The following is a 23,354-nucleotide window of genomic DNA, read 5'->3' on the forward strand; positions in this document are numbered from 1 at the left end:
CCTTTGCCCGCGCTCGTCCGACTCGCGGGTATGTCACCGCGCGACGGCGGCGGACTCGGCCGCGCAGCGGCTCGTCGCGCGGTTGTCGCCGCCCTCGGAGTCGTCGCCGTCGTGGCTTCCGCAGGTGTCGCGAGCGCGCACGAACTCGCCGTCCGGGAGTTCGCCGCGCCGGTGCCGCTGCCGCTCGTCTTCGCCGGCGCCGGCGCGACGGTCGGGCTGACGGCCCTCTGGCTCGGCGTCGGCGACCGCGCCGCGACCGGCCACGGCCAGCGGACGGTCGCGGTGCTTCCGCCCGCTCTCGTCCGCCCGGGAGTGCTCGCCGTCCGGATCGGCTTCCTCGCGCTGTTCGTCGGCGCGCTCGCGCACGGGCTCCTCGGCCGGCAGGTCGCCGCGGGGAACCTCGCGACGCTCGTCGTCTGGCCGCTCGTCCTCAAGGGCGTCGGCCTGCTCGCCGTCGTCGCGGGGTCGCCGTGGCGCCTCCTCTCACCGTGGGAGACCTGCTACGACGCGCTCGTCACACTGGAAGGGCGGCAGATCGCCGTCCTCGGCGAGTACCCCGAACGACTGGGCGCGTGGCCTGCCGTGGCCGGGTTCGTCTTCGGGGTCGGCGTGCTGGAGAACCTGACCGTCGCGACGCGCTCGCCGCGGATCACCGTCGCCGTCGCCGGCGGGTACGCCGCCCTCATGCTCGTCGGCGGCGTCGCGTTCGGTCGGGAGTGGTTCGCCCGCGCCGACGCGCTCGCGGTGCTGTTCGCCCTCCTCGGCCGGGTCGCCCCGCTGTCCGTCTGCCGGACCGACGACGGCGCTGCCACGATCGCAGTCCGCGTGCCGTGGACCGCCCCGGCGCGCCCGCTGGCGGACGCCTCGCTGGTCGCGTTCGTCGTCGCGGCGGTCTACACCGTCAGCTTCGACGGGTTCACCGCGACCCGGACCTACCGGGCACTGCTCGCGGTCGCCCGGGACGCCGTCGGCGTCGGCGCCGCGAGCGTCGGGCTGTACGCGCTGGGGCTCGCGGTCTTCCTCGCGTCGTTCGCGCTCGCGGCCGCACTCGCCGACCGGTTCGGGCGGAAGTCGAACGACGAACCGCGGGACGGAACCGACCCGTCGCTGTCGGGAGTGTCGGCCGCGGCCGCGTTCGGCGGGACGGTCGTCCCCATCGCGGCCGCCTACGAGGTCGCGCACAACTACCCGTACGTCGCGGCCAATCTCGGCGGGGCGGTCGCCGTCGTCCGCGACCTCGCGCTCGGGACCGCCGGCGGCTCGCTTGACCCGCTCGCGGCCCTCCCCGTCGGGGCGTTCTGGGCGTCGCAGGTCGCGCTCGTCGTCGCCGGACACCTCGTCGCGGTCGTCGCCGCCCACCGGGTCGCGGTCGGTCGGTACGGCGCCGGGGCACACGCCCGCCGCGGCCACGCGCCGCTGGTCGTCGTCATGGTCGGCTACACGGTGCTCTCGCTGTGGATCGTCTCGATGCCGATCGCCGGCTGAATCGCTTCGGGCACCGGACTCGATGGACTCGGACGATCGAAGCGACTCACTTAGATAACCCGGGCGGCTAGCCGGACCCGTGACACCGTTCCGCCCGGTCGCCCACGCGCCGCCCGCGCCGGACCCGATGTTGCTCGGGGTCCACCTGCTGGCTGGCGTCGGCTCCGGCCTGTTGCTCGCCCTGGGCGTCGCGGCGCTCGGCCAGCGGGGCTCGCGCTCGTACCTGCTGGTCGTGCTCGCGCTGGGCGCGCTGGTCGCCCGGACCGTCGTCTCCGGGCTGGCGATGTTCGGGCCGCTCGACGCCGCGCTCCACCACTTCGCCGAGCACGCCCTCGACGCGATGCTCGCCACGTTCCTGCTCGCGGCCATCTACTACGCGCGGACGACCGAATCGGTCACGCCGGGTGAGCCGCGATGACCGGGACCGACACGCGCGAACGGATCGCCTCCCACGTCGCCGAGAACCCGGGCGTGTACTTCAGCGAACTCGTCCGCCAGCTCGACCTCGCGCCGGGACAGGTCCAGTACCACCTGCGCCGGCTGGGCGACCGGGTCGTCTCCGCGGACCTCTACGGGCGGACCCACTACTACCCGCCGGAGTGCGAGGACTTCGAGCGCCGCGCGCTCGCTACGCTGCGCCGGGAGACCGCTGCGGACCTCGTCGCCGTGCTCCTCCGCCGGGGACCCACCGCACCGGGGACCGTCGCCGAGGAGATCGACGTGGCCCGGAGCACGCTGGAGTGGCACCTCGACCGGCTGACCGACCTCGAAATCGTCGCCAAGCGCCGCGACGACCGCGGCCGCGTGACGCTCGTGCTCGAAGCGCCCGCGGAGACCGCCCGGCACCTCCGCACCGTCGACCCCTCGCTGTCCAGCCGGATGGTCGACCGCTTCGCCACGCTACTGGACCGCCTGCTCGCGGAGTAATTCCGTCCGCGGCGGCCGACCGCCAGCCCCGTCCCCCGACTTTCGAGAGCCCGACCAGAACCCCCTTGGTGACCCGGTCGCTAGAACCGCCGATGCCACCCAGTCGCTCCCGCGGCGTCTCTCGTCGGGAGTTCGTCAAGGCGGCCGTCGCCATCGGCGGCGCGTCGGCGCTGTCGGCCTGTCTCGGTCGGGAGAACCCCGACCTCCCGCAGGGTCCCGACGACCTCTCTGACGCCCCCCGCCGCCAGCACGCCTGGAACGCCGCCCTCCCGACAGACGACCACGGCAACCACCGCCAGCCGCGCCACCACCTCCTCTGCTATCTGGACTACGCCGGCGACGGCGCGCCCTCCGACGACGACCGCGAGACGGTCGAGACCGCCCTCCAGTCCCTGGAACGTTCGTACCCCCGGAACCACGAGGGCGAGGTCGGCCTCCTGTTCACCGTCAGCTACGCGCCGGCGTACTTCGAGCGGTTCGACCAGTCGCTCCCCGAGAGCGTCGACCTGCCCGCGCCCGAGGCGCTCGCGCCCTTCGAGGACCCGGAGCCCGACGACCCCGACGCCGTCGTCCACCTCGCAAGCGACTACGGCTCGGTCGTCCTCGCCGCCGAGGAAGCGCTGCTCGGCGAGGAATCCTCGCTCAACGGCCGCGAGATGGACGCCGACTTCTCCGGCGTCTTCGAGCGGGCCTCGCTGACCGCGGACGGCCCGAACCGCCGAACCGGCTTCATCGGCGAAGGACTGCCCGCCGACAACCAGGACGTCAACGGGATCCCGGACTCCGAGCCCGTCCCCGAGGAGAGCCCCCTCTACATGGGGTTCAAGTCGGGTTTCGAGGGCAACCAGGCCAGCGAGGACCGCGTGACTATCGAGTCGGGGCCGTTCGCCGGCGGGTCCACCCAGCACGTCTCGCAGATCCACCTCAACCTCGGCCAGTGGTACGAGCAGGACAGCCGCGAGCAGCGCGAGGCGACGATGTTCTGCCCGGCCCACGCCGAGGAGGACCGCATCGAGGGCGTCGGCGACAACCTCGGCACCGACACCGGCGTCGAGGCCTGCGCCGAGGACCTCGAGAGCGACGCGCGCGAGAAGGGCGTCGTCGGCCACTCCCAGAAGACCGCGACCGTCCGCGAGGACGGCTCGCCCGTCATCCTCCGCCGTGACTTCGATTCGACCGACGGCGGACAGGCCGGCCTCCACTTCCTCTCGCTGCAGTCGTCCATCGCGGACTTCGTCCGGACGCGCGAGGCGATGAACGGGAGCGACCTCGCCAGGGACACCGCCGTCCGCCAGCGCTCGAACAACGGCATCCTCCAGTACATGTCCGTCCGCCGCCGCGGGAACTACCTGCTCCCGCCGCGCGAGCACCGGGCGCTCCCCGCTCCGCAACCGTCCGCGTGACACCGATTCCGAACGCACCGCGACCGCCGACCCTCGAATCCGCCGGACGGCGCGACCCCGTTTCGAGAGCCCTACCAGAAGCCGCTTTTAGGTACGTCCGCTAGGACCGAACATGTACAGACGACGGTTTCTCGCGGCGGGCGTGGCTCTCGCGTCCGCAGGTGCGGCGGGGTGTCGGTCGATGTTTCAGACGCGCTCGGCCCGCGCGCCCCCGCTGGTCGAGGACCGGCCCGACGCCGTCTACGTCCCGACCCACGTCGAGGGGATGGAGATGGTCGGGACGGCCGACGCCGGCGACTTCAGGGTCGCGCTCACCTACAGCTACCCGCACCGATTCTGGCGCGCCGAGGGCAACCAGCCCAACAAGGTCGAGATCCAGGGCAGCGACACGGTCCACCTCATGACGACGGTCTGGGACGCCGAGACGGGGACCGTCGTGCCCACCGGCGCGATCACGACGACGATCACGAAAGACGGCGAGACGCTCGTCAGCGGGAAACCGCTCTGGCTGATGCTCTCCCAGAACATGGGCGTCCACGCCGGCGACAACATCGAACTCGACGGCGACGGCACCTACGAGGTCGAGATCGCCGTCGGCCCGCTCTCGATCCGTCGGACGGGGGCATTTCGAGACCGCTTCGGCGAACGCGGCACCGCCTCGTTCACCATGGAGTTCGCCCAGTCGACGCTCGAAGACGTCCGCTTCGAGCGACTGCCGGACAGGCAGGGCGAGCAGGGCGCCCTCGACCCGATGGAGATGGAGATGATCCCCCTCAGCCGGGCGCCCGCAACCGAGGACCTGCCGGGGACGGTCCTGGGCGAGACGACCAGCGCCGACGCCGTCTTCGTCGCCACGCGCCTCGAATCCCCACCTGCCGGGTTCGTCGAATCTGGCGACGAGGGCGGGGGAAGCGCTGACGGCGAGTCCTATCTGGCCGTCTCGATGCGGACGCCCTACAACCGCTATCCGATCCCTGCCACCTCGGTGTCCGCGACGGTCGACCGGGGCGGCGAGACCGTCTTCGACGATGCCCTCGCACAGACGTTCGACTCCGACCTCGGCTCCCACTACGGCGCCGTCGCCGACGTGCAGTCCGGCGACGAGCTGACGCTCTCGGTCGGCGCGCTCCCGCAGTTCTCCCGTCACGAGGGCTACGAGACCGCGTTCGTCGACTTCGACGAGGCGACGATCGCCGTCGGCGAATAGCGCGGCCGCTCGGAGCGGTGGATTCGGCGTGAATGGGGCAGTAACTGGCCGCTAGGCGCCGCGCTCGAACGCGTACTGGACGTCGAAGTGGGTGTCGCAGGTCGGGCAGCAGGTCGGCGACTCCCCGTCGGCGTCGGCCGCGTCGTCGACGACCGTGGTGTCCCGCGGCAGCGGCACCCCGGCCGGGCGCCCGCAGTCCGGGCAGGAGACCATCTCGCTGGTGACCCCGCGGGCACCGTCCTTCCGAGAACCGCGTTCGAGTACGGACATCTTGCTCCCGACTTCGACACCCGTCCCGATAACGATCCTTCCAAAGTGTTTTGGCTGTGATTACCCCGTCGGGCTCCCCGCCCGCGATCTCGGGCCGGCGGGACACCGGTTCCGGGACCCGTCGGTCAGCACGCTTTTGGCGAATCCGGAGGTACCGCGAAGCAGTGAGTACAGCGTGACGGAATCCGACCGCGACGACGCCGTCAAGGACCTCGTCAGGCGCCACTGGAACGGTCGGGCGTCGACGTTCGACGACGAGAGCCAGCACGGCATCCACACCGACGAACAGCGCGAGCGGTGGCTGTCCGTGCTCTCCGAGTGGACCGGCGAACCGCCGCGTCGGACGCTCGACGTCGGCTGCGGGACGGGCGTCGTCTCGCTGCTGCTGGCGGCGCTCGGCCACGACGTCACCGGCGTCGACTTCGCGCCGGCGATGCTCGACCGCGCCCGGGCGAAAGCCGACGGGGCAGGCCTGTCGGTCGACTTCTTCCGCGGCGACGCCGAGCGCCTCGCCCTCCCCGACGACGCCGTCGAACTGCTCACCGCTCGCCACCTCGTCTGGACGCTCCCGAACCCGGACGCGGCGATCCGTGAGTGGACGCGCGTCCTCGAACCGGGCGGGCAACTCCTCCTGGTAGAGGGCTACTGGGACCACGACGAACCGTGGGACGAGTACGAACGGATCCACGACGACCTGCCGATGTACGACGGGCGACCGCCCGAGCGGATACGGGCGACGCTCGAGGACTGCGGCCTCCGGGACGTCGAGATCGAGTCCGAAGCCCTCGCGGACCCGGTGCTGTGGGGCCGCGAACCGCACCACGACTACTATCTCGCTGTCGGGACCGTCCCCGAGTGAGCGACCCGCCGCCAGCGACTGGCGACTAGCGACCCGGCAAGGGTCCGGAAAATATTGTTTTGTGATGGCATGGCATACGTACGGATCGGGATGGAGCGAGGCCTCGAGTGGGAGGAGGAGGCCGTCAGCGAGCGGTGGACGGAGCTCGAGCGGCGCGAGCGCGCGGCCAGACGCCTGCACACCGGTGTGTTGCTCGCCCTCTGCGGGCTGGCCCTCGCGCTCGCGGGGCTGCCGACGGAGGCCTGCGTGGAACAGGGCGCGTGGCCCCACGGCTGTACCGCCGTCGTCCCGCGGGCGACGCGGACGGTCCTACTCGCGGTCGGGCCGGCGGCCGCGATCGCGGGGCTGTGGCGCTGCTGGCGTGCGTTCGACGGGTGAGTGGACAGCACGGGAGAACCGATTCTGCGGCAATCCGGGGACGGCGGGGCGTCAGTCGCTCCCGATCAGGGGACCGTTTCGGGTCGAGCGGACGTGGTCGGCAGCGCCGACGACCACGAGGACCAGACCGAGGACCGTCACGGCGAGGTGCGCCTCGCGGAACCAGAACGGTACCTGTGCGACGCTCCCCTGAATGCCGGCGATTGCGAGCGTGAGGACGGGGATCCCGCCGCTGGTGCTCCCTCCCTCCGAGCCGGAGCCGTTCATCCGCGGGAGCGGCGTCTTCGTCGGCGTCGCACTGGTGTTTCCGCCGGACGGCGTTTCGTCGTCCCCGTAACTCCCGGCGAACTCGCCGTACGGCAGGCGGTCGGCCTCGTAGGGGATGCCGGGGCCGGACGTGACTACGCGGTCGGTCGCGACGCTCCAGACGAGTTCGCCCTGCGGGTTCACCTCGACGACGCGCTTGTTGCGCGAGTCGGTGATCAGCGTGTTCCCGTTGGGGAGCCGGTCGGCGTCGCGCGGCCAGAAGAACTCCAGACCGCCGGCCGATTCGAGGATCCACGACGGCTCCCAGCTGCCGTTCTCGGTCCGGTGGAGCTCGACGACGCGGTCGTTCTCGCTGTCGGCGACGAGGACGGCGCCGTCGCCGAGCCACTGCGGGTTGTGCTGCTCCCTGATGACCGAGGGATCACCACAGCGGACGTCGCCGTCGCCGTCGGCGTCGACCAGCCGGTCGCCGCGGAGGCAGTTGTCGTCGCTCGTCCCGGTGTCTTCGTTGATGACCTCGACGACGCCCTCGCCGCGCTCGACGATGACGATCTGGTTCGCGTTGCGCACCGAGACGAGGAAGCGATCCTCGCCGATGGTGTCGACGTCGTTGATGTGCAGCCAGTCGCGGCTTGTCGGGTCCTCCGGCGCCTCGTAGAACTGGCTGGCGCGCCACTCCCAGACCTCGGTGCCGTTCTCAACGACGACGACGCGCTCTTCGTCCATGTCGGTGTAGACGATGCCGCCGTCACCGGTCGCGTCCATCGCGTGGACCTCGCGGTTGGTGATCCCGCCGACTGGGAAGCTGTACTCGTCGACGATTTCCCCCGTCTCGGGGTCGATGACGCGGTAGCCCGTCCGGGCACAGGAGTCCCCGAGCCGGCCGCAGTCGGTCGAACTCTCGTTGGCGAACGCCGCGAGGACGGTCCCGTCCTCCTGCATCGAGACCTCGAAATAGCCGTCGGCCTGCGTGTTGCGCCACTGGACGTCCTGGCCCTCGTAGCCGAGGACGCTCCCGTGGGTCACCCACCCGCCCTGAACGCCGACGAGCGTCCGTGACGTCTCGGGGAGCGGGGCATCGGTCGCTGTCGGCTCGTCGGCCCCACCCGGGACCGCGGTACCGTCGGAGGGCGTCGGGGTCGGCGTCGAGCCGTCGACGCCGCCCATCGAGCGGTCGGGGGCGGTCGCGGCACCGACGACCATCGTCGCGACGACGAGACCGACGCCGAGCAGGACCAGAGCACTGCCGCGCGAAACGTCCATCGTGGCACGTGTGTGCGCCGCGTCGGCGAATAAGCCTTCGGGTACCCCATTCAGGGCGGTCGAGTGTGTCGCTCGGGCGACCGTGAGATCACCCGCTCCACGGAGCACGCGCGCGTCGAAACGCGGCTGTTCGGAGCTGCGCCTTCGACGCAGGGCCGTATTCGCGGAGGCCGACCGGGGGCGAGCGTCCGATAGCCGCAGCAGGGCAGAAGCCGCGCTCCCGCGCCGCCGGGTGCCGCGAGGCGACCCGGCGGCGGTGGGTCACTGGGTGCGGAACACGGGGATCACCGGGCGCGGAACGCCGTCCGCAGACCGTCGCGCTCGAGTTCGGCGGCGACGCCGTCGGAGAGGAACTGGGAGGTGCCGGGCTGGTCGTAGCTAAGCCAACCGTCGCAGGTGTGGTGGGCGGCGGCCTCGCCGTCGAACTCGGCGGGACAGTGGTTGCGCTCGTCGAGCCGGCCGACGACGTTGTGCAGGAGTTCGTGGACGGCGATGAAGACCCGCTGGCTCGTCCCGTTGAACTCGGCGCGGTACTGCGTGGCGACGACCGAGAAAGTCCCCGGGGTGGCGCTCCGTCCGGCGTACTCCGCGTCGACTCTGGTCAGCAGCATGCGGTGGTACACGCCGGTCCGGTTGCCCATCGTGTCGCTGGCGTCTCGTCCCTTGTGCTCGAAGTAGTCCCGGTCGTCCGAGACGATGGCTGACTCGTTGAGCGGGCGCTGGTCGACGTGGAGCGCGATGCCCGTCGATCCGTCGGGGTTCTCGACGGGCATCGACGCCCACGCCTCCTCGAAGCGGTCGAGTTCGCTCTCCTCGAGCGGTTCGGCGCTCTCGCTGACGGAGACCTGCACGTAGAGGTCCGCGCGCAACGGGTCGGCGTCGGGGAGGCGCGTCCCGCTCTCGGTGACACCCGCCGCTTCGGCCCCGTCGTCGAGTCCGTCGCGGTCGGTATCGCCGGCGGTCAGGTTCGTCCCGATTTCTACCTCCCGACCGTCGGGCAGGCCGTCCCCGTCGGTGTCGGCCACCAGCGGGTCCGAACGGCCGTCGAATTCCCGGCCGTCGGGGAGGCCGTCGCCGTCGGTATCGGGACGTGTGGCGTTCGTCCCGGCTTCGAGTTCGCTGGGATCGGACAGACCGTCCCGGTCGCTGTCCGCGAGCGTCGCGTTCGTCCCGATTTCGAGTTCCCGACCGTCGACGAGGCCGTCGCCGTCGGTGTCGGCGGCGGTCGGATCGGTGCCCAGTTCGACCTCGCGGCCGTCGGAGAGACCGTCGCCGTCGGTGTCGGCAGCGGTCGGATCGGTGTCGTACTCGTCGCGTTCGATGTCGTCAGCGAGGCCGTCGCCGTCACTGTCGGGGACGGGCGTCGCCGTCGGAGTAGCGGTCGGTGTCGCGGTGGCTGTCGGCGTGGCGGTCGCGGTTGGGGTCGCGATCGATTCGTCCGGGACGCCCGTCGCGGTGGCAGGCGTTCCCGGGGCCGATATCTCGGCGTCGGAGGGAGACGCCGCGGTCGGGGTGGTGGCGGTCGCGGGACTGCCACCGAACGGGGCCGCGCCGAGGAGGACCAGCGCTGCCGCCGTTCCGACGGCGAGGAGAACGAGGAGGGAAATCAGTACGGTCGGGGACCGTCGCATCGTCGGAGGATTCGGATTGAGCGGCAAATACTTGTTGGCGGGGTCGACGAACCCCGGCGAGAGCGACCGAGGTCCCGAGACACGCTGAACATCCCGCAAGTACATTTAGGGCCGCGGCAGCCGGGAATGGGGTATGCCCGGCGCCGACCGGCCGAACGTCGTCTGGATCGCGATGGAAGACACGACGCCGCGCCTGGGGTGTTACGGCGACGACCTCGCCCGGACGCCGAATATCGACGGGCTCGCGGCCGACGGCCGGCGCTATCCGAACGCCTTCTCGACCGCGCCGGTCTGTGCGCCCAGCCGCGCCGCGGTGATGACCGGCTGTCACCAGAACGCCATCGGCGCCCACCACATGCGGACGACCCACACCAACGACGACGCCCCCGAACTCCCGACGCCCTACGAGGCCGTCCCGCCCCACTATGTCACGGCTGTCCCCGAATTCTTCCGGCAGGCCGGCTACTACTGCACGCTCGACGAGAAGGCCGACTACCAGTTCGGCACCCCCGTTACGATGTGGGACCACCACGGAGACGGTGCCGGCTGGTGGGACGGCGCACGCGACCCAGATCAGCCCTTCTTCGCCATGTTCACCAACGGCGTCACCCACGAGAGCGGTCAGTGGGACCCCACCGAACCCGGTACTGACGACCAGTTCGGCGGGGCCGTCGCCGACCCCGAAACGGATCCCGACGCCGTGGAAGTCCCGCCGTACCTCCCCGACACGGAGGAGACCCGCATGGCCATCGCCCGCCAGTACGACAACGTCTCCCGCTCGGACGAGTGGGTCGGAAACCTCCTCGCCCGACTCGACGCGGACGGGTTCGCCGAGGACACCGTCGTCGTCCTCTGGAGCGACCACGGCGAGGGACTCCCCCGGAGCAAGCGCTGGCCCTACGACGGCGGCATCCACGTCCCCCTGATCGTCCGCTGGCCGGGCGAAGTCGACGACGGCGACGTCGACGGCCGGCTCGTGAGCATGATGGACCTCGGCCCGACGACGATGGGCGCTTGCGGACTCGACGTGCCGCAGTACATGGGCGGTCGCCGGTTCCTCGGCCCCGACGCCGACGAGCGGGAGTACGTCTTCGCCGCGCGGGACCGCTACGACGAGACCTACGACATGGTCCGGGCCGTCCGCGACCACCGCTTCAAGTACGTCCGTCACTACCGCCCGGGGACGCCCTACCGCCAGTGGATCCCCTTCCGGAATCGTCATCCCGTGATGCGCCAGATTCTGGAGCGCGCCCGGGAAGGCGAACTGGAGGGCGCCGAGCAGTGGTTCGACGCCCGCCGGCCAGCCGAGGAACTCTACGACCTCCGAACGGACCCTTACGAGGTCGAGAACCTGGCCGACGACCCCGCCTACGCGGACACGCTCGATCGCTTCCGCGACGCCCTCGACGAGTGGCGCGAGCGGGTCGACGACACCGGCGACGTGGCCGAGGAACGGATGGTCTGGGAGCAGTACCAGGGCGACGAACAGCCGGAGACCGCCGCCCCGCGGTTCGTCGTCAACGCACCCGACCACGACGAGCGCGAGGGCAGAACCGACGGGCTGACCCTCGAATCGCCGGCGACGCTCTCGCTGTACTGCGCCACGCAGGGCGCCTCCGTCGCCTACGCGTTCTCTGAAAGCCCGGTCGACGACGACGGCGAGGACCCCCACTGGCACCTCTACACCGGCCCGATCGACCTGCCCGAGGGCGAGACGACCGTCCGCGCGAAGGCGGTCCGCTACGGCTTTCAGGAGAGCGAGGAACAGGTCGGCGCGTTCACCGTCTCGGAGTGAATGGGGGACATATGAACGTCTCGATCACCACAGCGCGAGTGCGATTGCAGCCCAGGACAGCGTGAAAGCCCCCGCTCTCTCGACTTCCGGGGCTCGCTGCGCTCCTCGGGCTCCGCCCTGCGGTGCTTATTCCGAGAGAGCTTGCTCTCTCGGCGTTCGCCTCACTCTGTTCGGCTCACCGTCGCCCGGGTTCGTCGAGAGAGCGGCCCTTTTCATTCCCACCCGCGTAGCTTGGCCGATCAGTCTGTGTGGGAGGGAATGAAAGGGGCCGTCCGCTCCGGGAAGACGAGCGCCGCAAGCACTACAGCGAGTGAAACGAGCGAAGCGCACAGCAAGCTCCTCAACCGGAGCGGGCGGGGGCTTTCACGCTGTTTGCGGTTACTGTGGTTGCCGCGATTCGGCTGATGTGGTCTGGACGACCGCGTTCGCAACGTTTGGAGCGGTCCCAGCACTCACGCCCATCTTCTCTCGTCGTCAGAAAAGCTATCCGTCCGCGCGGCAAACCAAAGACCGATCGGACGAACAGCATGACAGACGACACTGACCGGCCGACGACGGACGGACGCGCGGGCGAGACCGAATCGGTCGGCGACCTGGTCGAGAAGATACGGTCGCTGGACGACGAGGAGGAGCGCAGCCAGGGGGTCCTCCTCGACCAGCTCTCGGAGGTCGAACAGCGCCTGCTGGCGTTCGGGCGGGCCCTCGGCGGCGACCCCGACACCGTCGCGGACCTCCCCTTCACCGAGGAGGCGGGCACCGACAAGATGCCCGAGCCGCTCTACGTCCGCCACGACACGGAGATGCTCAACCAGGTGACGGGCTGGCTGCTCCAGGAACAGCACATCGGCCTCGTCAGCCACTACGGCACCGGCAAGACGGCCTTCCGCGAGATCGTCCGCCGCGACCTCGGCGAACACGACGACTTCGTGGTCGCCATCCTCGACAACCCCCGCGAGACCACGCCGCGGAAACTCTACGCGACGGTCCAGACGACTATCGAGGCGGCGGGCTACGAGATCGAGGACCGTGAGTACTGGCAGACCCGCGACGGCGTCCCGTGGGCGACGGAGGACGCCAAGGAGGCCGCCCGCGAACTCGTCGAGGAGGTCCGCGCCGACGGCAAGACCATCCTGCTGGTCGTCGACGAGATCGAGGTCCTGCCCGCCGAGATCCTCTCGACGCTGCAGGTCGCCGGCGACATGGGCGTGCGGCTGTTCCTGATGGGCACCCCCGAGGGCAAAGAGCGCATCGCCGACCTCCGCGGGACGCTCGACTCCCGACTGCGCTACTACGAGGAGATCGAGCCGTTCGGCCCCGAGGACGTCGCCGAGTACATCGCTCGCTCGTTCGCGTACTTCCGCGGCGAGCCCTACGAGGGCCAGCAGCCCGAACTGTTCACGGAGGCCGCGATCCGCGACGTGACCGAACGCAGCGAGGGCATCCCCCGCGAGGTTCGCATCGAGTGTCGCGAGCTGTTCACCCGCGCCGCCTTCGTCTGGTACCGCACCGGCCAGGAGATCGACCGCATCCAGATCACGCCCGAACTGCGCCACCGCCGGTTCGGGATGGGTCGGTAGGTCGTCTCCGACGGTCGGCTCCGGCCCCGTTCACGACGGGTGCTGGTGTTTGATCTGTTCGGCTCTGACGCTCGGCACTTCCGAGAGACACTCGCGACACTTCCACGTCGGGTAGACGTCGCCCTGCTCCTTGACGAGGTCCTGTTTGTACCGCAGCGTCGCCCCGCACTGACAGGTGTAACTGGCGGGAGACATACGAGAGCGAACGCGGCGAGCGCGCAAAAAGTATCGGGACGGATCCGAGAGCCGTCGGCGGACTGTGGAGGTGTCGGGAGCCGTCGGCGGTTCGCCGAGGCGATGCAGCGGTCGACGGGTCGGCGTCCGGCGGCCGTCAGGCTGCCGGTTCACCGGTCAGCTGTCAGTGGAATCTCGTTGGCCGACGTTTACATCATGCCGCCCATGCCGCCGCCCATGCCGCCCATGCCGCCGGCGCCGCCGGGACCGCCTTCCTCGTCGCCGCCCGAGGTCGAGAGGTCGCCGGCAGCGATGATGTCGTCGATCTTCATGACGAGGTTCGCGGCCTCGGAGGCCGAGGAGACGGCCTGCTCCTTGGCGTGGGCCGGCTCGACGACGCCGGCCTCGAAGGTGTCGACGACCTCGCCCTCGTGGACGTTCAGGCCGGCGTGCTCGTCGCCGTCCTCGTGGGCGGCGCGGAGGTCGACCAGCGTGTCGATGGAGTCGAGGCCCGCGTTCTCGGCGAGCACGCGCGGGACGAGCTCGAGCGAGTCGGCGAACGCTTCGACGGCCAGCTGCTCGCGGCCCTCGACGGAGTCAGCGTAGTCGCGGACGCGGCCGGCGAGTTCGACCTCGGTGGCGCCGCCGCCCGCGAGGACGCGGCCGTCGGCGACGGTCGAGGCGACGACGTCGAGCGCGTCGTTGATGCCGCGCTCGAGCTCGTCGACGACGTGGTCGGTCGAGCCGCGCAGGATCAGGGTCGCGCCGTGGCCGCTGCCCTCGACGTAGAACATCTCGTCTTCCTCGTCGCGGCGGACGGAGCCGCTGGCGACGTCGTCGGAGGTGACCGAGTCGATGTCGGAGACGATGTTGGCCTCGAGGACCTCGGAGACGAACTCGATGTCCGATTTCTTCACGCGGCGGACGGCGAGGATGCCCTCCTTGGCGAGGTAGTGCTGGGCCATGTCGTCGATGCCCTTCTGGCAGAAGACGACGTTGGCGCCGGCGTCGGCGATGGTCTCGACCATCTCCTGGAGGCGCTGTTCCTCCTGCTCGATGAAGTCCTGGAGCTGGTCGGGGCTGTCGAGGTTGAGCTGGGCGTCGGTCTCGGTCTCCTCGACCTCGATGGGCGTGTCCAGCAGGAGGACGTTTGCGTCCTCGACGTTCGAGGGCATGTCGCTGTGGACGGCGTCCTTGTCGATGGTGCCGCCGGCCAGCAGCTCCGAGTCGGAGACCGAGCGGCCGGTCTGGGTCTGGATGTTGAGGAACTGCAGGTCCGGGACGTGGCTGCCGTCGTCGGCCTCCACGGTGACTTCCTGGATGGCGCTGACGACGAGGTCGACGAGGACGTCCTTGTTGAGCTCGGCGCCCTTGCCGGTCATGGACGTCTCGGCGACCTTCTGGAGGATCTCCTCGTCCTCGGGGTCGACGTCGACGGCGATCTCGCCGATCTCCTCTTTGGCTCGCTTGCTCGCGAGGTTGAACCCGCGGATGATCGAGGTCGGGTGGATGTCCTGCTCGAGCAGGTCCTCGGCGTTCTTGAGGAGCTCGCCCGCGATGGCGACCGCGGTTGTTGTGCCGTCGCCGGCCTCGTCTTCCTGGGTCTCGGCGACTTCGACGATCATCTCCGCGGTCGGGTTGTCGATGTCCATCTCGGTGAGGATCGTCACGCCGTCGTTCGTGACGGTCACGTCACCGAGGGAGTCGACGAGCATCTTGTCCATCCCCTTCGGCCCGAGTGTCGAGCGCACCGACTCCGCGACCGCCCGCGCCGCGGAGATGTTGTGGCTCTGTGCGTCCTTGTCCTTCATCCGCTGGGAGTCCTCACCCAGAATGATCATGGGCTGACCCTGCATTCGCTGTTGACTCATATTCGTACGGAAGTATGAATGTGCTTCTATATAAAAATGGGTGTTCGAGGGCGACGGGGGAGTCGGCCGGAGTCGCCATGTACCTCCGGATAACCGGCATATCGCGTCCGCTACCGGGTTCGGGTGTGCGACGAGCTATCAACGTGTGCGAGCGACTGTCACTGGGGTTTATATGTATCGGCCGGATCGTCGCGAGCCGGCGGGCGTCGGGAACGGGACGGACGTGCGCGGCTGTCGGTAGAAACGACGGGGCGGCGGACTGGTAGTCAGCGGCCGGTCAGTGAGAAATCGAGGGGTGGGTCAGTCCGCAGGCTCTTTCCAGTGGACGATGACTACGCCGACGACGAACGAGTCGGTCGTCGTGTTGTCGCGTTCGATCTGGATGGTGTTGGTGCCCTCGTTGAGGTCGATCCCGGTGAGGGTGTCCATCCAGTGTTGCCAGCCCTCGCTCGGCGGGATGTCGAACCCCGACAGCGCGGCGCCGTTGACGCGGATCTCGTGACCGTACTCCTCGACGTCGTAGGCCTGCAGTTCGAGGTAGGCGTCGGTGGCGTCGTCGGTCGGGACGGTGAACTCCAGTTCGTCCGTCGCGTCGCCGACGAACTCCGCCCACGGGACGGCGAGGCTCTCCTCGTTCTGTCCGAGGTGTTGCTGGAACGGGACGAGCGCGTAGTTGGGACGGCGGTCTCCCATACCGATCGGTGGGTTGCAACTGGCTTATATGTCCGGGCGACCGACGCGTCGTTCGGCCTTCCCTGTGCTCCCCTCCGCTCTTGCCTGCCGCCGCGATGCGAACGTGTTCGGCCACAGGTCGAGATGTTCGGGTGCCGTACGGACGCGTATGAGCGCCATTCCGGGGGACGTCGACACCGACCAGCAGCCGCCGATGACGATCCCGCTTCGGCACTTTCTGGTCGGACTGGGGCTGCTCGTGGCCGGTGGGGTGATGGGTGTGCTCGACGCGCTCGGCGCCCTGTCCGGGCTGTCTATCCTCGCGCACGTCCACCTCCTGCTGGCGGGGTGGGTCTGCGTGACGATCATGGGCGCGATGACGCAGTTCGTCCCGGTGTGGTCGAACGTCGCGCTGCACTCCCGCCGGCTGGCGACGGCCCAGTTGTGGCTAGTGACCGTCGGCGTCGGCGGGATGGCCGTCACCTTCGCAGCCGGGATCCTCGGGTGGGTCCACGCCTTCGGCGGCCTCGCCCTGCTCGGATTCTGGACGTTCGTCTACAACATCGCCCGCACGCTCCTGCCTGCGCGGCCCTGGGACGTCACCGAGCGCCACTTCGTGCTCGCGCTCGGCTTTTTCGTTGCCGTGCCGGCGATGGGCTTCGCGCTCGCGATGAACTACGCCGTCCCGTTCCTCGCGGGCTCGCCGGTCACCCCGTCGCAACTCACCGCCGCGCACGTTACGCTCGCGGTGTTCGGCGCCGTACTCACGACGGTGCTCGGCGCGCTCTACCAGCTCGTGACGATGTTCACCCAGACCGAACTCCACGGCGTCGACCTGCACCTCCGCCGCGCCGAGGAAGTCGGCTACCCCGCCGGCGTCGTCGCCCTCGCGGCGGGTCGACTGCTGGGTTCCGCCCCCGTCGCCCGCGTCGGCGGGCTGCTCGTCGCCGCCTCGCTGCTGGGGTTCGCCGTGATCCTCGTTCGGCGGCTGGTCGAGACGCAGGTCGAGTGGACGCCGATGCTCTCGCGCTACGCGGTCGCGTCCGTCGCCGTGGCCCTGTGGGCGCTCCTCGCGGCCCGCGCGTGGTTCGTCGACCCGCTCGGCCGGTCGGCGCTGTTCGGCGGCGGCCCGCCCCACCTGCTCGTCTTCGGCGTCGTCGGCTTCGTCGTCCTCGGGACGCTGTATCACGTCGTCCCGTTCATCGTCTGGGTCCACCGCTACAGCGACCTGCTCGGGTACGAACCGGTCCCGATGATCGACGACCTCTACGACGACCGCGTCGCCGCCGCGGACTTCGTCTGCGTCCTCACCGGTGCCGTCGGCCTCCTCGCCGCCGACGCGTTCGCGCTCCCGACCCCAGTCACGGCCGGCTCGGGCGTCCTCGCGACCGTCGGATTCGGGCTGTTCGCCGCCAATATGCTGCTGGTCGTCCGCGAACACAGCCCTCACACGCTCCGGGGCGTGCTCGTCACTCGCCTCGCCGACGACGGAGCCGCCGAGAGCCCGAGCGACGACGTGCCGGGCGCCGAAGACGCCGTTCGGTGACGGACCCTCTGCGGTTCGCTCACGACAGGCGGTCCAGCGAATGCTTATCCCGCTCTGTCCCCTCCGCTCAGAGAAGATGGGCATCTTCAACAGGCTCGGCCGGGAGGTCGAACAGTTCAAGCAGACGGCCGTGGAGTCGGCCGAGGAGCAGTACGACTACCGGTGCGAGGAGTGCGGAGAGCGGTTCACGACGAACCACGACTACTGTCCCGACTGCGGCGCCGAGGCCGTCGTCGAGACGGCGGAGACAGCGAACGACGAATAACGGCCCGAACGACCGAGAGAACCTGACCGCCGCTCACCGCTCGCGGACGACGACGAACTCCGCGAGGTCGCGCAGGTAGTCCATCGCCTTCGAGTCGTCGGCGTCGACGGCCGCGAGCGCGTCGAGCGCCACCTGCGACTGCTCGCGCGCGCGTTCGTTTGCTTCCTCTGGGGTCAGGTCGGCCACCTGCACGAGCGAAGGCCGCTCCATCGCCGCGTCGTGGCCGGTGGGTTTGCCGAGTTCCTCGGCGTCGGCCGTCGCGTCGAGCACGTCGTCGCGCATCTGGAAGGCGACGCCGACGCGCTCGGCGTACTTGCCGAAGTTCTCGACGGTGTAGGCGTCGGCCTCGGCGGCGATGGCGCCAAGTTCCGCTGCGGCGCGAAAGAGCGCGCCGGTCTTCCGCCGCGCGAGTTCCATGTAGTCGTCCTCGCTGGACGGCTGGGCGACGAGTTCCGTCGCCTCGCCCTCGCCGAGTTCGACCATCGACTCCGAGACGGCCTGCATCGCCCGTTCGTTGGCGGAGAAGAGGGCGAACGCCTCGCCGAGCAGCCCGTCGCTGGCGATGATCGCCGGCCCGTGGCCGTACTCGGCCCAGGCGCTCGGTGTCCCGCGGCGCAGCTCCGAGCGGTCGATGATGTCGTCGACGACCAGCGAGGCGCTGTGGACGAGTTCGATCCCCACCGCGAACTCGACCGCCGTGTCCATGTCGCCGCCCAGCGCCTCGCAGACCAGCACCGTCACCGTCGGTCGCACCCGCTTGCCGCCCGACAGCACGACGTGGCGCACCTCCTCGCCGAGTTCGTCGGGTTCCACGCCGTCGAGGACCTCCTCCAGCCGCTCCTCGACCCGTTCCCGACGACTCTCCAGGTACTCCATCGACCCACGCTTGGGAACAGCCCCGCTTGTACCTGACGAAACCACCGCTGTCCGCGCGACGGCAGCTACCGGGCTTCGCGACCGACCGACGATTTGGCGGTAGTCTCGTCTTCCGCGTCGGCTGCCGGGATTTCGGACGCCCGCGCGGTCAGGGCGACGAGCGGGGCCGCAGCGACCGCGGCCACGACGGCGGCGAAGACCATGATGACGAGTATGACTCCGAACGGCCGCGACGCGACGGGGACGTAGACGCCGCCCGCGACGAACCAGCTGGCCAGCGCCGTCACGGTTCCGAACAGTACGGGACGGACGACGCTACCGGCTCGACACCGTGCGAGCGCGTGCCCGACGATCAGCCCGCCGGCGACGGGGAGGTGATAGATCCCGAGCTCGATGGCTTGCTCGAACGCGACGGAACCGCCCACTAGCGCTTCCATCGTGACGTAGGCGGCCCCGACTGCAGCCAGCGAAGCGCCTCCCAGAACTGCCGTCCCCCCGAGCGACCGGAGCAGCCGTGGCGTGATCAGCGCCCCTCCGCCCGCAACGAGGTACAGAGCGGCGATCCCGACCAGCAAGTGCCCGTTCGGCACTACGGGGCCCGCGACGACAGTGATGGCACCGAGGGCAGTTATCGCTCGGGCGATCCGTCGCGGACGACTGTCGATGGCGGAGGAGAGCAGCCAGTTCACTCCGACCACGGCGATGTACAGTGCGCCACCGAAGATGAGCGCGGTCGGCGCGACGAAGGTCCATACGTTGTCGAGCCAGATCGGCGCGGTCGAAAGCGCCGTCGCACCGGTCGCGCGCCAGTCTGCCGTGTCCGAGTCGCCGTAGACGACGTAGAGATCGTCGTAGAAAATCGGCGTCTGGTCCTCGTCGAGCGACCCGTGCCAGGTAACCCGCCTGCCGTCGACGGTCGGCGTCGCTTCGGCGGTCGAGTACCCCTCGTCGACGACTCCAGCCGGGTCGTTCAGGACCGTCGCGTTCGGCGGCCCGACCAGCGTGAACTCGTCGACGTCGAGGATCCACCCGCCGCGGACCCCATCGGAGTGGAAGTAATCCACGACGAGCGTCCCGAGTCGGCGGGTTCCGGCGTCGGGATCGGTAAACCGGATCGTCACGGATCGGTCATCGACGGCGACCGATTCCAGACTGAGATCTCCCTCCTCGTAGACGTGTGGAAGGCCGTACCCGTCGTTGACGGCCCCGCGGGCGACTGACTCTGCCGCTCCCGGAGCGGCGATACTGTCGGCGTCCTCCCCGTCGAGTCGGTTCGTCACCGTCCACGTCGCCGACCCGTTCTCGTGGATGCGGACAGTCGCCGTGCTGTTCACGACGCTCACGTTGTAGCCGCTGTCTTCGGCCGCCTGCGCGAAACCCGTCCCACACGCCCGGCAGACGGGAGCCGGTTGTGGACTCCCGACCGCGCCCCCGATCGCCAGGGTCGCGAAGACGAGGAGAAAGCCGAGTGCCAGCGCGCGCGGTTTCACAGCTGGCCGGTGTCAACTGATCGGTAAGTACTTTCTGTAAGCACGTCCCACCGTAGCCGTACCCGTCGAACGGCCCGGAGTCTGCGACTCCTCGCCGGACGCTACCCGCCGAACTCCTCGGTCAGCGCGGGGACGACCTCGAACAGGTCGTCGACGATTCCGTAGTCGGCGATGTCGAAGATGGGCGCGTTGGGGTCCTTGTTGATCGCGATGATCGTGTCGGCGCCTTTCATCCCGGCGACGTGCTGGACCGCGCCGGAGATCCCGATGGCGATGTACACGTCGGGCGTGACGACCTTCCCGCTCTGGCCGACCTGCCGGTTCTTCGGGAGCCAGCCGCTGTCGACGACGGGACGGGAAGCCGACACCGTCGCGTCCAGCGCCTCGGCGAGGTCGAAGATGATGTCGAGGTTGTCCTCCTCCTCGATGCCGCGGCCGACCGAGACGAGCACGTCCGCCTCCGAGATGTCCACGTCGCCGGTGGCGGCCTCCTCGAAGCCCGTCACCGCCGCGCGGACGGCGCTCTCGTCGATGCTCGCCTCGAACGGTTCGACTGCGGCGGCGCCGCCCGCCGGCGCGGGGGGCCACTCCGCCGGCCGGACCGTCACCGCCGCGGGCTGGCTGTCGACCTCGATTGTCGTCTCGACCTTCGAGCCGTACATCTCGCGGGTGACCTCCAGCGCGCCGTCGAGCGAGAGGCCGACGGCGTCGGTGACCAGCGGGTACCCCAGCCGCTCGGCGAGCGCCGGGGCGTAGTCCAGCCCGTTGACGGTGTGGGGGAGGAGCAGGTACTGCGGATCCACGTCGCCAGCCAGTTGTTCGATCGCCTGAACGTACACGTCGTGGTTGAACTCCTCGCCGTGGTCGACGGTGTGGACCACGTCGACGCCCTCGCGGTTCAGGTCCTCGGCGAATCCCTCGACGTCACCGCTGACGACTGCGACGTGCAACTCCGACCCGGTGGCCTCGGCGAGTTCGCGGCCGGCCGTGATCAGCTGGTGACTCACGTCGCGCAGTTCCCCGCGGCGGTGCTCGGCGACGGCGAGGACCGTCATTCGCCCACCCCCTGCTCGCGGAGCACGCCGGCAAGTTCACCGGCCGTCTCGTCGATGCCGCCCTCGAAGATGGTCGCCTCTCCCTCGCTCTCGGGCTCGTAGGTCGCCGTCCAGCGGAGCGGGGTCTCCAGTGCCCCTTCGTCGAGGTCGAGGTCGCCGAGGTCCTTCACGTCCAGCGGCTTGTTCTGGGCCTGCCGGATCCCGCGGAGACTGGCGTAGCGGGGCTCGTTGATGCCCGTCTGGATGGTCAACACCGCCGGCAGCTCCACGTCGGTCAGCTCGTCGACGCCACCCTCCAGTTCGCGGTGAACGGAAGCGAGGCCCGCGTCGGCGTCCAGATCGAGCTGGTTGACGACCGCGGCCCACTCCATCCCGAGCTTCTCCGCGAGCGTGACGCCCGTGGCGGCGAAGCTGTCGTCGCCGCTCTGGACGCCCGAGAGGATCAGGTCGGGGTCCTCTTCCTTGGCGACGGCCGCGAGCAGGTCGGCTTTCGTCTCGGCGTCGAGAAGTTCTCGCTCGGCGATGGCGTCGTCCCAGACGCGCACCGCGCGGTCGGCGCCCTTCGCCAGGGCCTTCCTGATGGCCTCCTCGGAGCGCTCGGGGCCGACGGTGACCGTCACGACTTCCACGTCCTCGGCCACTTCGGCGATCTGGACGGCCTCCTCGACGGCGTAGTCGTCCCACTCGTTGAGTTCGTAGGTGAGATAGCGCTCGTCGACGCCGAGCCCGTCGATCTCGAACTCGTCGTCGACGACCGCGACGTCGGTGACTGTGACGAGGACTTTCATGCAGGATCGTTCGCCCGGTCGCCGGTTAAACGTTTCCGAGGCCAAGTCCGTTTCTCGACGTTTTCACGGCGCTTACCGCCTCTCGGCGACCCGGCGCTCACTCGTTGTCCAGATCGGCCACGTCCTCGCCGGGGAACGAGATGAGGTTCTCGCGACCGATCCGGAGCTTGTCGATCCGACCGTCGTCGTCCATCGAGGAGAGCAACTGCGAGACCTTCGCGTTCGACCAGCCCGTCTCCTGGACGATGGCGGCCTGCTTCATCCGCCCGCCGTTCTGCTCGATCAGCCGCTCGACGCGCTCCTCGTCGCTGAGCAGGTCCTCGTCGATGGGATGGTCGTCGTCCGCGTCCGCGCCGTCGTCAGCCGACTCGGACCCGTTTTGGGCGCTCGCGCCGGTTGCACTCGCACCGGCCGCTGCGGCAGTCCCGCCACTGGCTTCGCTGCCATTCTCTGACGCGGCACCGCTCGTTCCGGTCGCGCCCGCCTCGGGGCTTGCGGCCGGTTCGGAAGCGGATCCGGACGCGGACTCGGCGCTCGACCCGCCGTCGTCGCTCCCGCTGGAGCCCACGAGCCCGCCGAGGCCGTCGTCGTCGCCGCGCATGTAGACCGCGAGGACCGCCGCGCTCGCCCCTGCGACCGCGAACAACAGGACCAGCGGGAGCGCACCCGAAAGCAGGCCGTCGCCGTCACTACCCGGACCGCCCGGCGACGTTCCTGGACTGGGCGACTCGGTCCCGTTCTCCTGGACGTCCGTGGGCGTCAGCGTCGGCGTCGCCGCGTCACCGGAGTAGACGATCCACGGGCCGCGCGCCCCGAAGTTCTGGGGCCCCTCCCAGCGAGCGACGCCGTCGGAGAGGCTCGACGGCGCCGACTGTGATCCGGTCGGCGCGCTGCTGACACCGTAGCCGTCGGGGGGAGCGATGACCAGCGTCTCGTCTTCCGTGATCGAGGGGAGCCAGGTGCCGGTGCTCGTGTTGAACACGTCGTCGACCGCGAGGCGGTCGCCGTTCGTCGCCCCGAAGTTCGTCCACGTGAACGTGATCCACACCGCGCCGGTCCCGTTGTGGAGCGCGTGGTGGCGTTCGAGGTTCTTGACCTCCATCGGGCGACCGGTGGCGTTGCTCGCGTTTGCCGCGGCGGTCTTGAACGAGTCGTAGTCCAGCGGTGACTCGGTCCGGTTGAACCGGTCGACCAGATCCGCGAAGGCGTCCGGGTCGGCATCGTCGGTGATGACGGCCTTCACTCGCCATTTCGCGTCGCCGTTGGCTGCCACGTCGACCCGCATCTCGATCTCCCCGAGAGCCATCGAGTCGTTGTGTGGGAGCGCGTTCTGGACCCCGCTCGCATCGGCGGTCGCACCGCTACTCGCACTCGACGGCACCCCGGCCAGCGCGACTGCCGGCGCGGCCCCGGCGAGGACGAGGAGGACTGTAACGACTGCGGCGAACGACCGCGGGGACATATTCCATCCATCCCTGCCCTCGGGGAAAACGCTTTCCATTAAAACGTCTCCACTGCTTTTGAAACGTCTCCGCAGTTCTCGGGCGCTCACGCA

General features: G+C 69.8%; 22 protein-coding genes. 11 read left to right on the forward strand and 11 right to left on the reverse strand.

Annotated elements, in window-relative coordinates; genetic code table 11:
* The first annotated feature begins 30 nt into the window (after positions 1-30).
* The 5 genes from AB2U09_RS15745 (at position 31) to AB2U09_RS15765 (ending at position 5,022) form a co-directional block, all read left to right on the forward strand.
* Positions 31-1,485: a hypothetical protein gene (locus AB2U09_RS15745; protein ID WP_459193677.1), complete on the forward strand. Its 1,455-nt coding sequence runs from the start codon at positions 31-33 to the stop codon at positions 1,483-1,485.
* A gap of 79 nt (positions 1,486-1,564) precedes the next feature.
* Positions 1,565-1,903 (forward strand): DUF7471 family protein, encoded by a 339-nt coding sequence (locus AB2U09_RS15750; protein ID WP_459193678.1) that lies wholly within the window; start codon positions 1,565-1,567, stop codon positions 1,901-1,903.
* On the forward strand, positions 1,900-2,412 hold the full coding sequence (locus AB2U09_RS15755; RefSeq protein WP_459193679.1) for a winged helix-turn-helix transcriptional regulator: 513 nt from the start codon (positions 1,900-1,902) through the stop codon (positions 2,410-2,412). The genes AB2U09_RS15750 and AB2U09_RS15755 overlap by 4 nt, the downstream gene beginning before the upstream one ends.
* A 92-nt stretch (positions 2,413-2,504) precedes the next feature.
* Positions 2,505-3,815, forward strand: a complete 1,311-nt coding sequence (locus AB2U09_RS15760) for a DUF7405 family protein (protein WP_459193680.1) — start codon at positions 2,505-2,507, stop codon at positions 3,813-3,815.
* A 181-nt stretch (positions 3,816-3,996) separates the two neighbouring features.
* Positions 3,997-5,022: an iron transporter gene (locus AB2U09_RS15765; protein WP_459193681.1), complete on the forward strand. Its 1,026-nt coding sequence runs from the start codon at positions 3,997-3,999 to the stop codon at positions 5,020-5,022.
* A gap of 51 nt (positions 5,023-5,073) precedes the next feature.
* On the opposite strand, the gene AB2U09_RS15770 is transcribed toward AB2U09_RS15765, so the two are convergent.
* Entirely contained in the window at positions 5,074-5,292 is a 219-nt protein-coding gene (locus AB2U09_RS15770; protein ID WP_459193682.1) for a hypothetical protein, read from the reverse strand.
* 175 nt (positions 5,293-5,467) lie between these two features.
* On the opposite strand from AB2U09_RS15770, the gene AB2U09_RS15775 reads away from it, so the two are divergent.
* The gene (locus AB2U09_RS15775; RefSeq protein ID WP_459193683.1) at positions 5,468-6,151 is read left to right on the forward strand and encodes a class I SAM-dependent methyltransferase; all 684 of its coding nucleotides are present in this window, start codon (positions 5,468-5,470) and stop codon (positions 6,149-6,151) included.
* Between the two features lie 69 nt (positions 6,152-6,220).
* Positions 6,221-6,529, forward strand: a complete 309-nt coding sequence (locus tag AB2U09_RS15780) for a hypothetical protein (RefSeq protein ID WP_459193684.1) — start codon at positions 6,221-6,223, stop codon at positions 6,527-6,529.
* A 51-nt stretch (positions 6,530-6,580) separates the two neighbouring features.
* On the opposite strand, the gene AB2U09_RS15785 is transcribed toward AB2U09_RS15780, so the two are convergent.
* Both AB2U09_RS15785 and AB2U09_RS15790 read right to left on the reverse strand, forming a co-directional pair.
* Positions 6,581-8,059 carry an aryl-sulfate sulfotransferase gene (locus AB2U09_RS15785; protein WP_459193685.1) on the reverse strand — a complete coding sequence of 493 codons (1,479 nt, stop codon included), beginning with the start codon at positions 8,057-8,059 and terminating at the stop codon, positions 6,581-6,583.
* 284 nt (positions 8,060-8,343) lie between these two features.
* Positions 8,344-9,690 carry a hypothetical protein gene (locus tag AB2U09_RS15790; protein ID WP_459193686.1) on the reverse strand — a complete coding sequence of 449 codons (1,347 nt, stop codon included), beginning with the start codon at positions 9,688-9,690 and terminating at the stop codon, positions 8,344-8,346.
* A gap of 133 nt (positions 9,691-9,823) precedes the next feature.
* Between AB2U09_RS15790 and AB2U09_RS15795 the strand changes: the two genes are divergently transcribed.
* Positions 9,824-11,485 carry a sulfatase family protein gene (locus AB2U09_RS15795; protein ID WP_459193687.1) on the forward strand — a complete coding sequence of 554 codons (1,662 nt, stop codon included), beginning with the start codon at positions 9,824-9,826 and terminating at the stop codon, positions 11,483-11,485.
* 527 nt (positions 11,486-12,012) lie between these two features.
* Positions 12,013-13,062, forward strand: coding sequence for an AAA family ATPase (locus AB2U09_RS15800; RefSeq protein ID WP_459193688.1), 1,050 nt, complete (start codon positions 12,013-12,015; stop codon positions 13,060-13,062).
* A 30-nt stretch (positions 13,063-13,092) separates the two neighbouring features.
* Here the strand turns inward: AB2U09_RS15800 and AB2U09_RS15805 are convergent, their stop codons facing one another.
* From AB2U09_RS15805 to AB2U09_RS15815, 3 genes are all read right to left on the reverse strand, one after another.
* Positions 13,093-13,257, reverse strand: coding sequence for a hypothetical protein (locus tag AB2U09_RS15805; protein WP_274322200.1), 165 nt, complete (start codon positions 13,255-13,257; stop codon positions 13,093-13,095).
* Between the two features lie 188 nt (positions 13,258-13,445).
* Entirely contained in the window at positions 13,446-15,107 is a 1,662-nt protein-coding gene (gene thsB, locus AB2U09_RS15810) for a thermosome subunit beta (RefSeq protein ID WP_459193689.1), read from the reverse strand.
* Between the two features lie 300 nt (positions 15,108-15,407).
* Positions 15,408-15,800, reverse strand: a complete 393-nt coding sequence (locus AB2U09_RS15815; protein ID WP_459193690.1) for a DUF7383 domain-containing protein — start codon at positions 15,798-15,800, stop codon at positions 15,408-15,410.
* 148 nt (positions 15,801-15,948) lie between these two features.
* On the opposite strand from AB2U09_RS15815, the gene AB2U09_RS15820 reads away from it, so the two are divergent.
* Positions 15,949-17,325, forward strand: coding sequence for a hypothetical protein (locus AB2U09_RS15820; protein ID WP_459193691.1), 1,377 nt, complete (start codon positions 15,949-15,951; stop codon positions 17,323-17,325).
* Between the two features lie 76 nt (positions 17,326-17,401).
* Entirely contained in the window at positions 17,402-17,590 is a 189-nt protein-coding gene (locus AB2U09_RS15825; protein WP_459193692.1) for a hypothetical protein, read from the forward strand.
* Between the two features lie 33 nt (positions 17,591-17,623).
* Here AB2U09_RS15825 and AB2U09_RS15830 read toward each other — a convergent pair whose 3' ends face one another.
* The 5 genes from AB2U09_RS15830 to AB2U09_RS15850 all read right to left on the reverse strand — a co-directional run bounded on the left by AB2U09_RS15830 (position 17,624) and on the right by AB2U09_RS15850 (position 23,261).
* Positions 17,624-18,466, reverse strand: coding sequence for a polyprenyl synthetase family protein (locus AB2U09_RS15830; RefSeq protein ID WP_459193693.1), 843 nt, complete (start codon positions 18,464-18,466; stop codon positions 17,624-17,626).
* Positions 18,467-18,531: 65 nt separating this feature from the next.
* Positions 18,532-19,956, reverse strand: coding sequence for a hypothetical protein (locus tag AB2U09_RS15835; RefSeq protein ID WP_459193694.1), 1,425 nt, complete (start codon positions 19,954-19,956; stop codon positions 18,532-18,534).
* Between the two features lie 101 nt (positions 19,957-20,057).
* The gene (locus AB2U09_RS15840; RefSeq protein WP_459193695.1) at positions 20,058-21,011 is read right to left on the reverse strand and encodes an electron transfer flavoprotein subunit alpha/FixB family protein; all 954 of its coding nucleotides are present in this window, start codon (positions 21,009-21,011) and stop codon (positions 20,058-20,060) included.
* The gene (locus tag AB2U09_RS15845) at positions 21,008-21,799 is read right to left on the reverse strand and encodes an electron transfer flavoprotein subunit beta/FixA family protein (RefSeq protein WP_459193696.1); all 792 of its coding nucleotides are present in this window, start codon (positions 21,797-21,799) and stop codon (positions 21,008-21,010) included. The genes AB2U09_RS15840 and AB2U09_RS15845 overlap by 4 nt, the downstream gene beginning before the upstream one ends.
* A 97-nt stretch (positions 21,800-21,896) precedes the next feature.
* The gene (locus AB2U09_RS15850) at positions 21,897-23,261 is read right to left on the reverse strand and encodes a helix-turn-helix transcriptional regulator (protein WP_459193697.1); all 1,365 of its coding nucleotides are present in this window, start codon (positions 23,259-23,261) and stop codon (positions 21,897-21,899) included.
* Positions 23,262-23,354: the final 93 nt, after the last annotated feature.

The organism is Halosimplex yunnanense, assembly GCF_054504345.1.

Coding starts and splice junctions, on each gene's coding strand:
- AB2U09_RS15745 (WP_459193677.1), top strand. CDS start 31: ATGTCACCGCGCGACGGCGGCGGACTCGGCCGCGCAGCGGCTCGTCGC.
- AB2U09_RS15755 (WP_459193679.1), top strand. CDS start 1,900: ATGACCGGGACCGACACGCGCGAACGGATCGCCTCCCACGTCGCCGAG.
- AB2U09_RS15760 (WP_459193680.1), top strand. CDS start 2,505: ATGCCACCCAGTCGCTCCCGCGGCGTCTCTCGTCGGGAGTTCGTCAAG.
- AB2U09_RS15765 (WP_459193681.1), top strand. CDS start 3,997: ATGTTTCAGACGCGCTCGGCCCGCGCGCCCCCGCTGGTCGAGGACCGG.
- AB2U09_RS15770 (WP_459193682.1), bottom strand. CDS start 5,292: ATGTCCGTACTCGAACGCGGTTCTCGGAAGGACGGTGCCCGCGGGGTC.
- AB2U09_RS15780 (WP_459193684.1), top strand. CDS start 6,221: ATGGCATACGTACGGATCGGGATGGAGCGAGGCCTCGAGTGGGAGGAG.
- AB2U09_RS15785 (WP_459193685.1), bottom strand. CDS start 8,059: ATGGACGTTTCGCGCGGCAGTGCTCTGGTCCTGCTCGGCGTCGGTCTC.
- AB2U09_RS15790 (WP_459193686.1), bottom strand. CDS start 9,690: ATGCGACGGTCCCCGACCGTACTGATTTCCCTCCTCGTTCTCCTCGCC.
- AB2U09_RS15795 (WP_459193687.1), top strand. CDS start 9,824: ATGCCCGGCGCCGACCGGCCGAACGTCGTCTGGATCGCGATGGAAGAC.
- AB2U09_RS15800 (WP_459193688.1), top strand. CDS start 12,013: ATGACAGACGACACTGACCGGCCGACGACGGACGGACGCGCGGGCGAG.
- AB2U09_RS15805 (WP_274322200.1), bottom strand. CDS start 13,257: ATGTCTCCCGCCAGTTACACCTGTCAGTGCGGGGCGACGCTGCGGTAC.
- thsB (WP_459193689.1), bottom strand. CDS start 15,107: ATGAGTCAACAGCGAATGCAGGGTCAGCCCATGATCATTCTGGGTGAG.
- AB2U09_RS15815 (WP_459193690.1), bottom strand. CDS start 15,800: ATGGGAGACCGCCGTCCCAACTACGCGCTCGTCCCGTTCCAGCAACAC.
- AB2U09_RS15820 (WP_459193691.1), top strand. CDS start 15,949: ATGAGCGCCATTCCGGGGGACGTCGACACCGACCAGCAGCCGCCGATG.
- AB2U09_RS15825 (WP_459193692.1), top strand. CDS start 17,402: ATGGGCATCTTCAACAGGCTCGGCCGGGAGGTCGAACAGTTCAAGCAG.
- AB2U09_RS15830 (WP_459193693.1), bottom strand. CDS start 18,466: ATGGAGTACCTGGAGAGTCGTCGGGAACGGGTCGAGGAGCGGCTGGAG.
- AB2U09_RS15840 (WP_459193695.1), bottom strand. CDS start 21,011: ATGACGGTCCTCGCCGTCGCCGAGCACCGCCGCGGGGAACTGCGCGAC.
- AB2U09_RS15845 (WP_459193696.1), bottom strand. CDS start 21,799: ATGAAAGTCCTCGTCACAGTCACCGACGTCGCGGTCGTCGACGACGAG.
- AB2U09_RS15850 (WP_459193697.1), bottom strand. CDS start 23,261: ATGTCCCCGCGGTCGTTCGCCGCAGTCGTTACAGTCCTCCTCGTCCTC.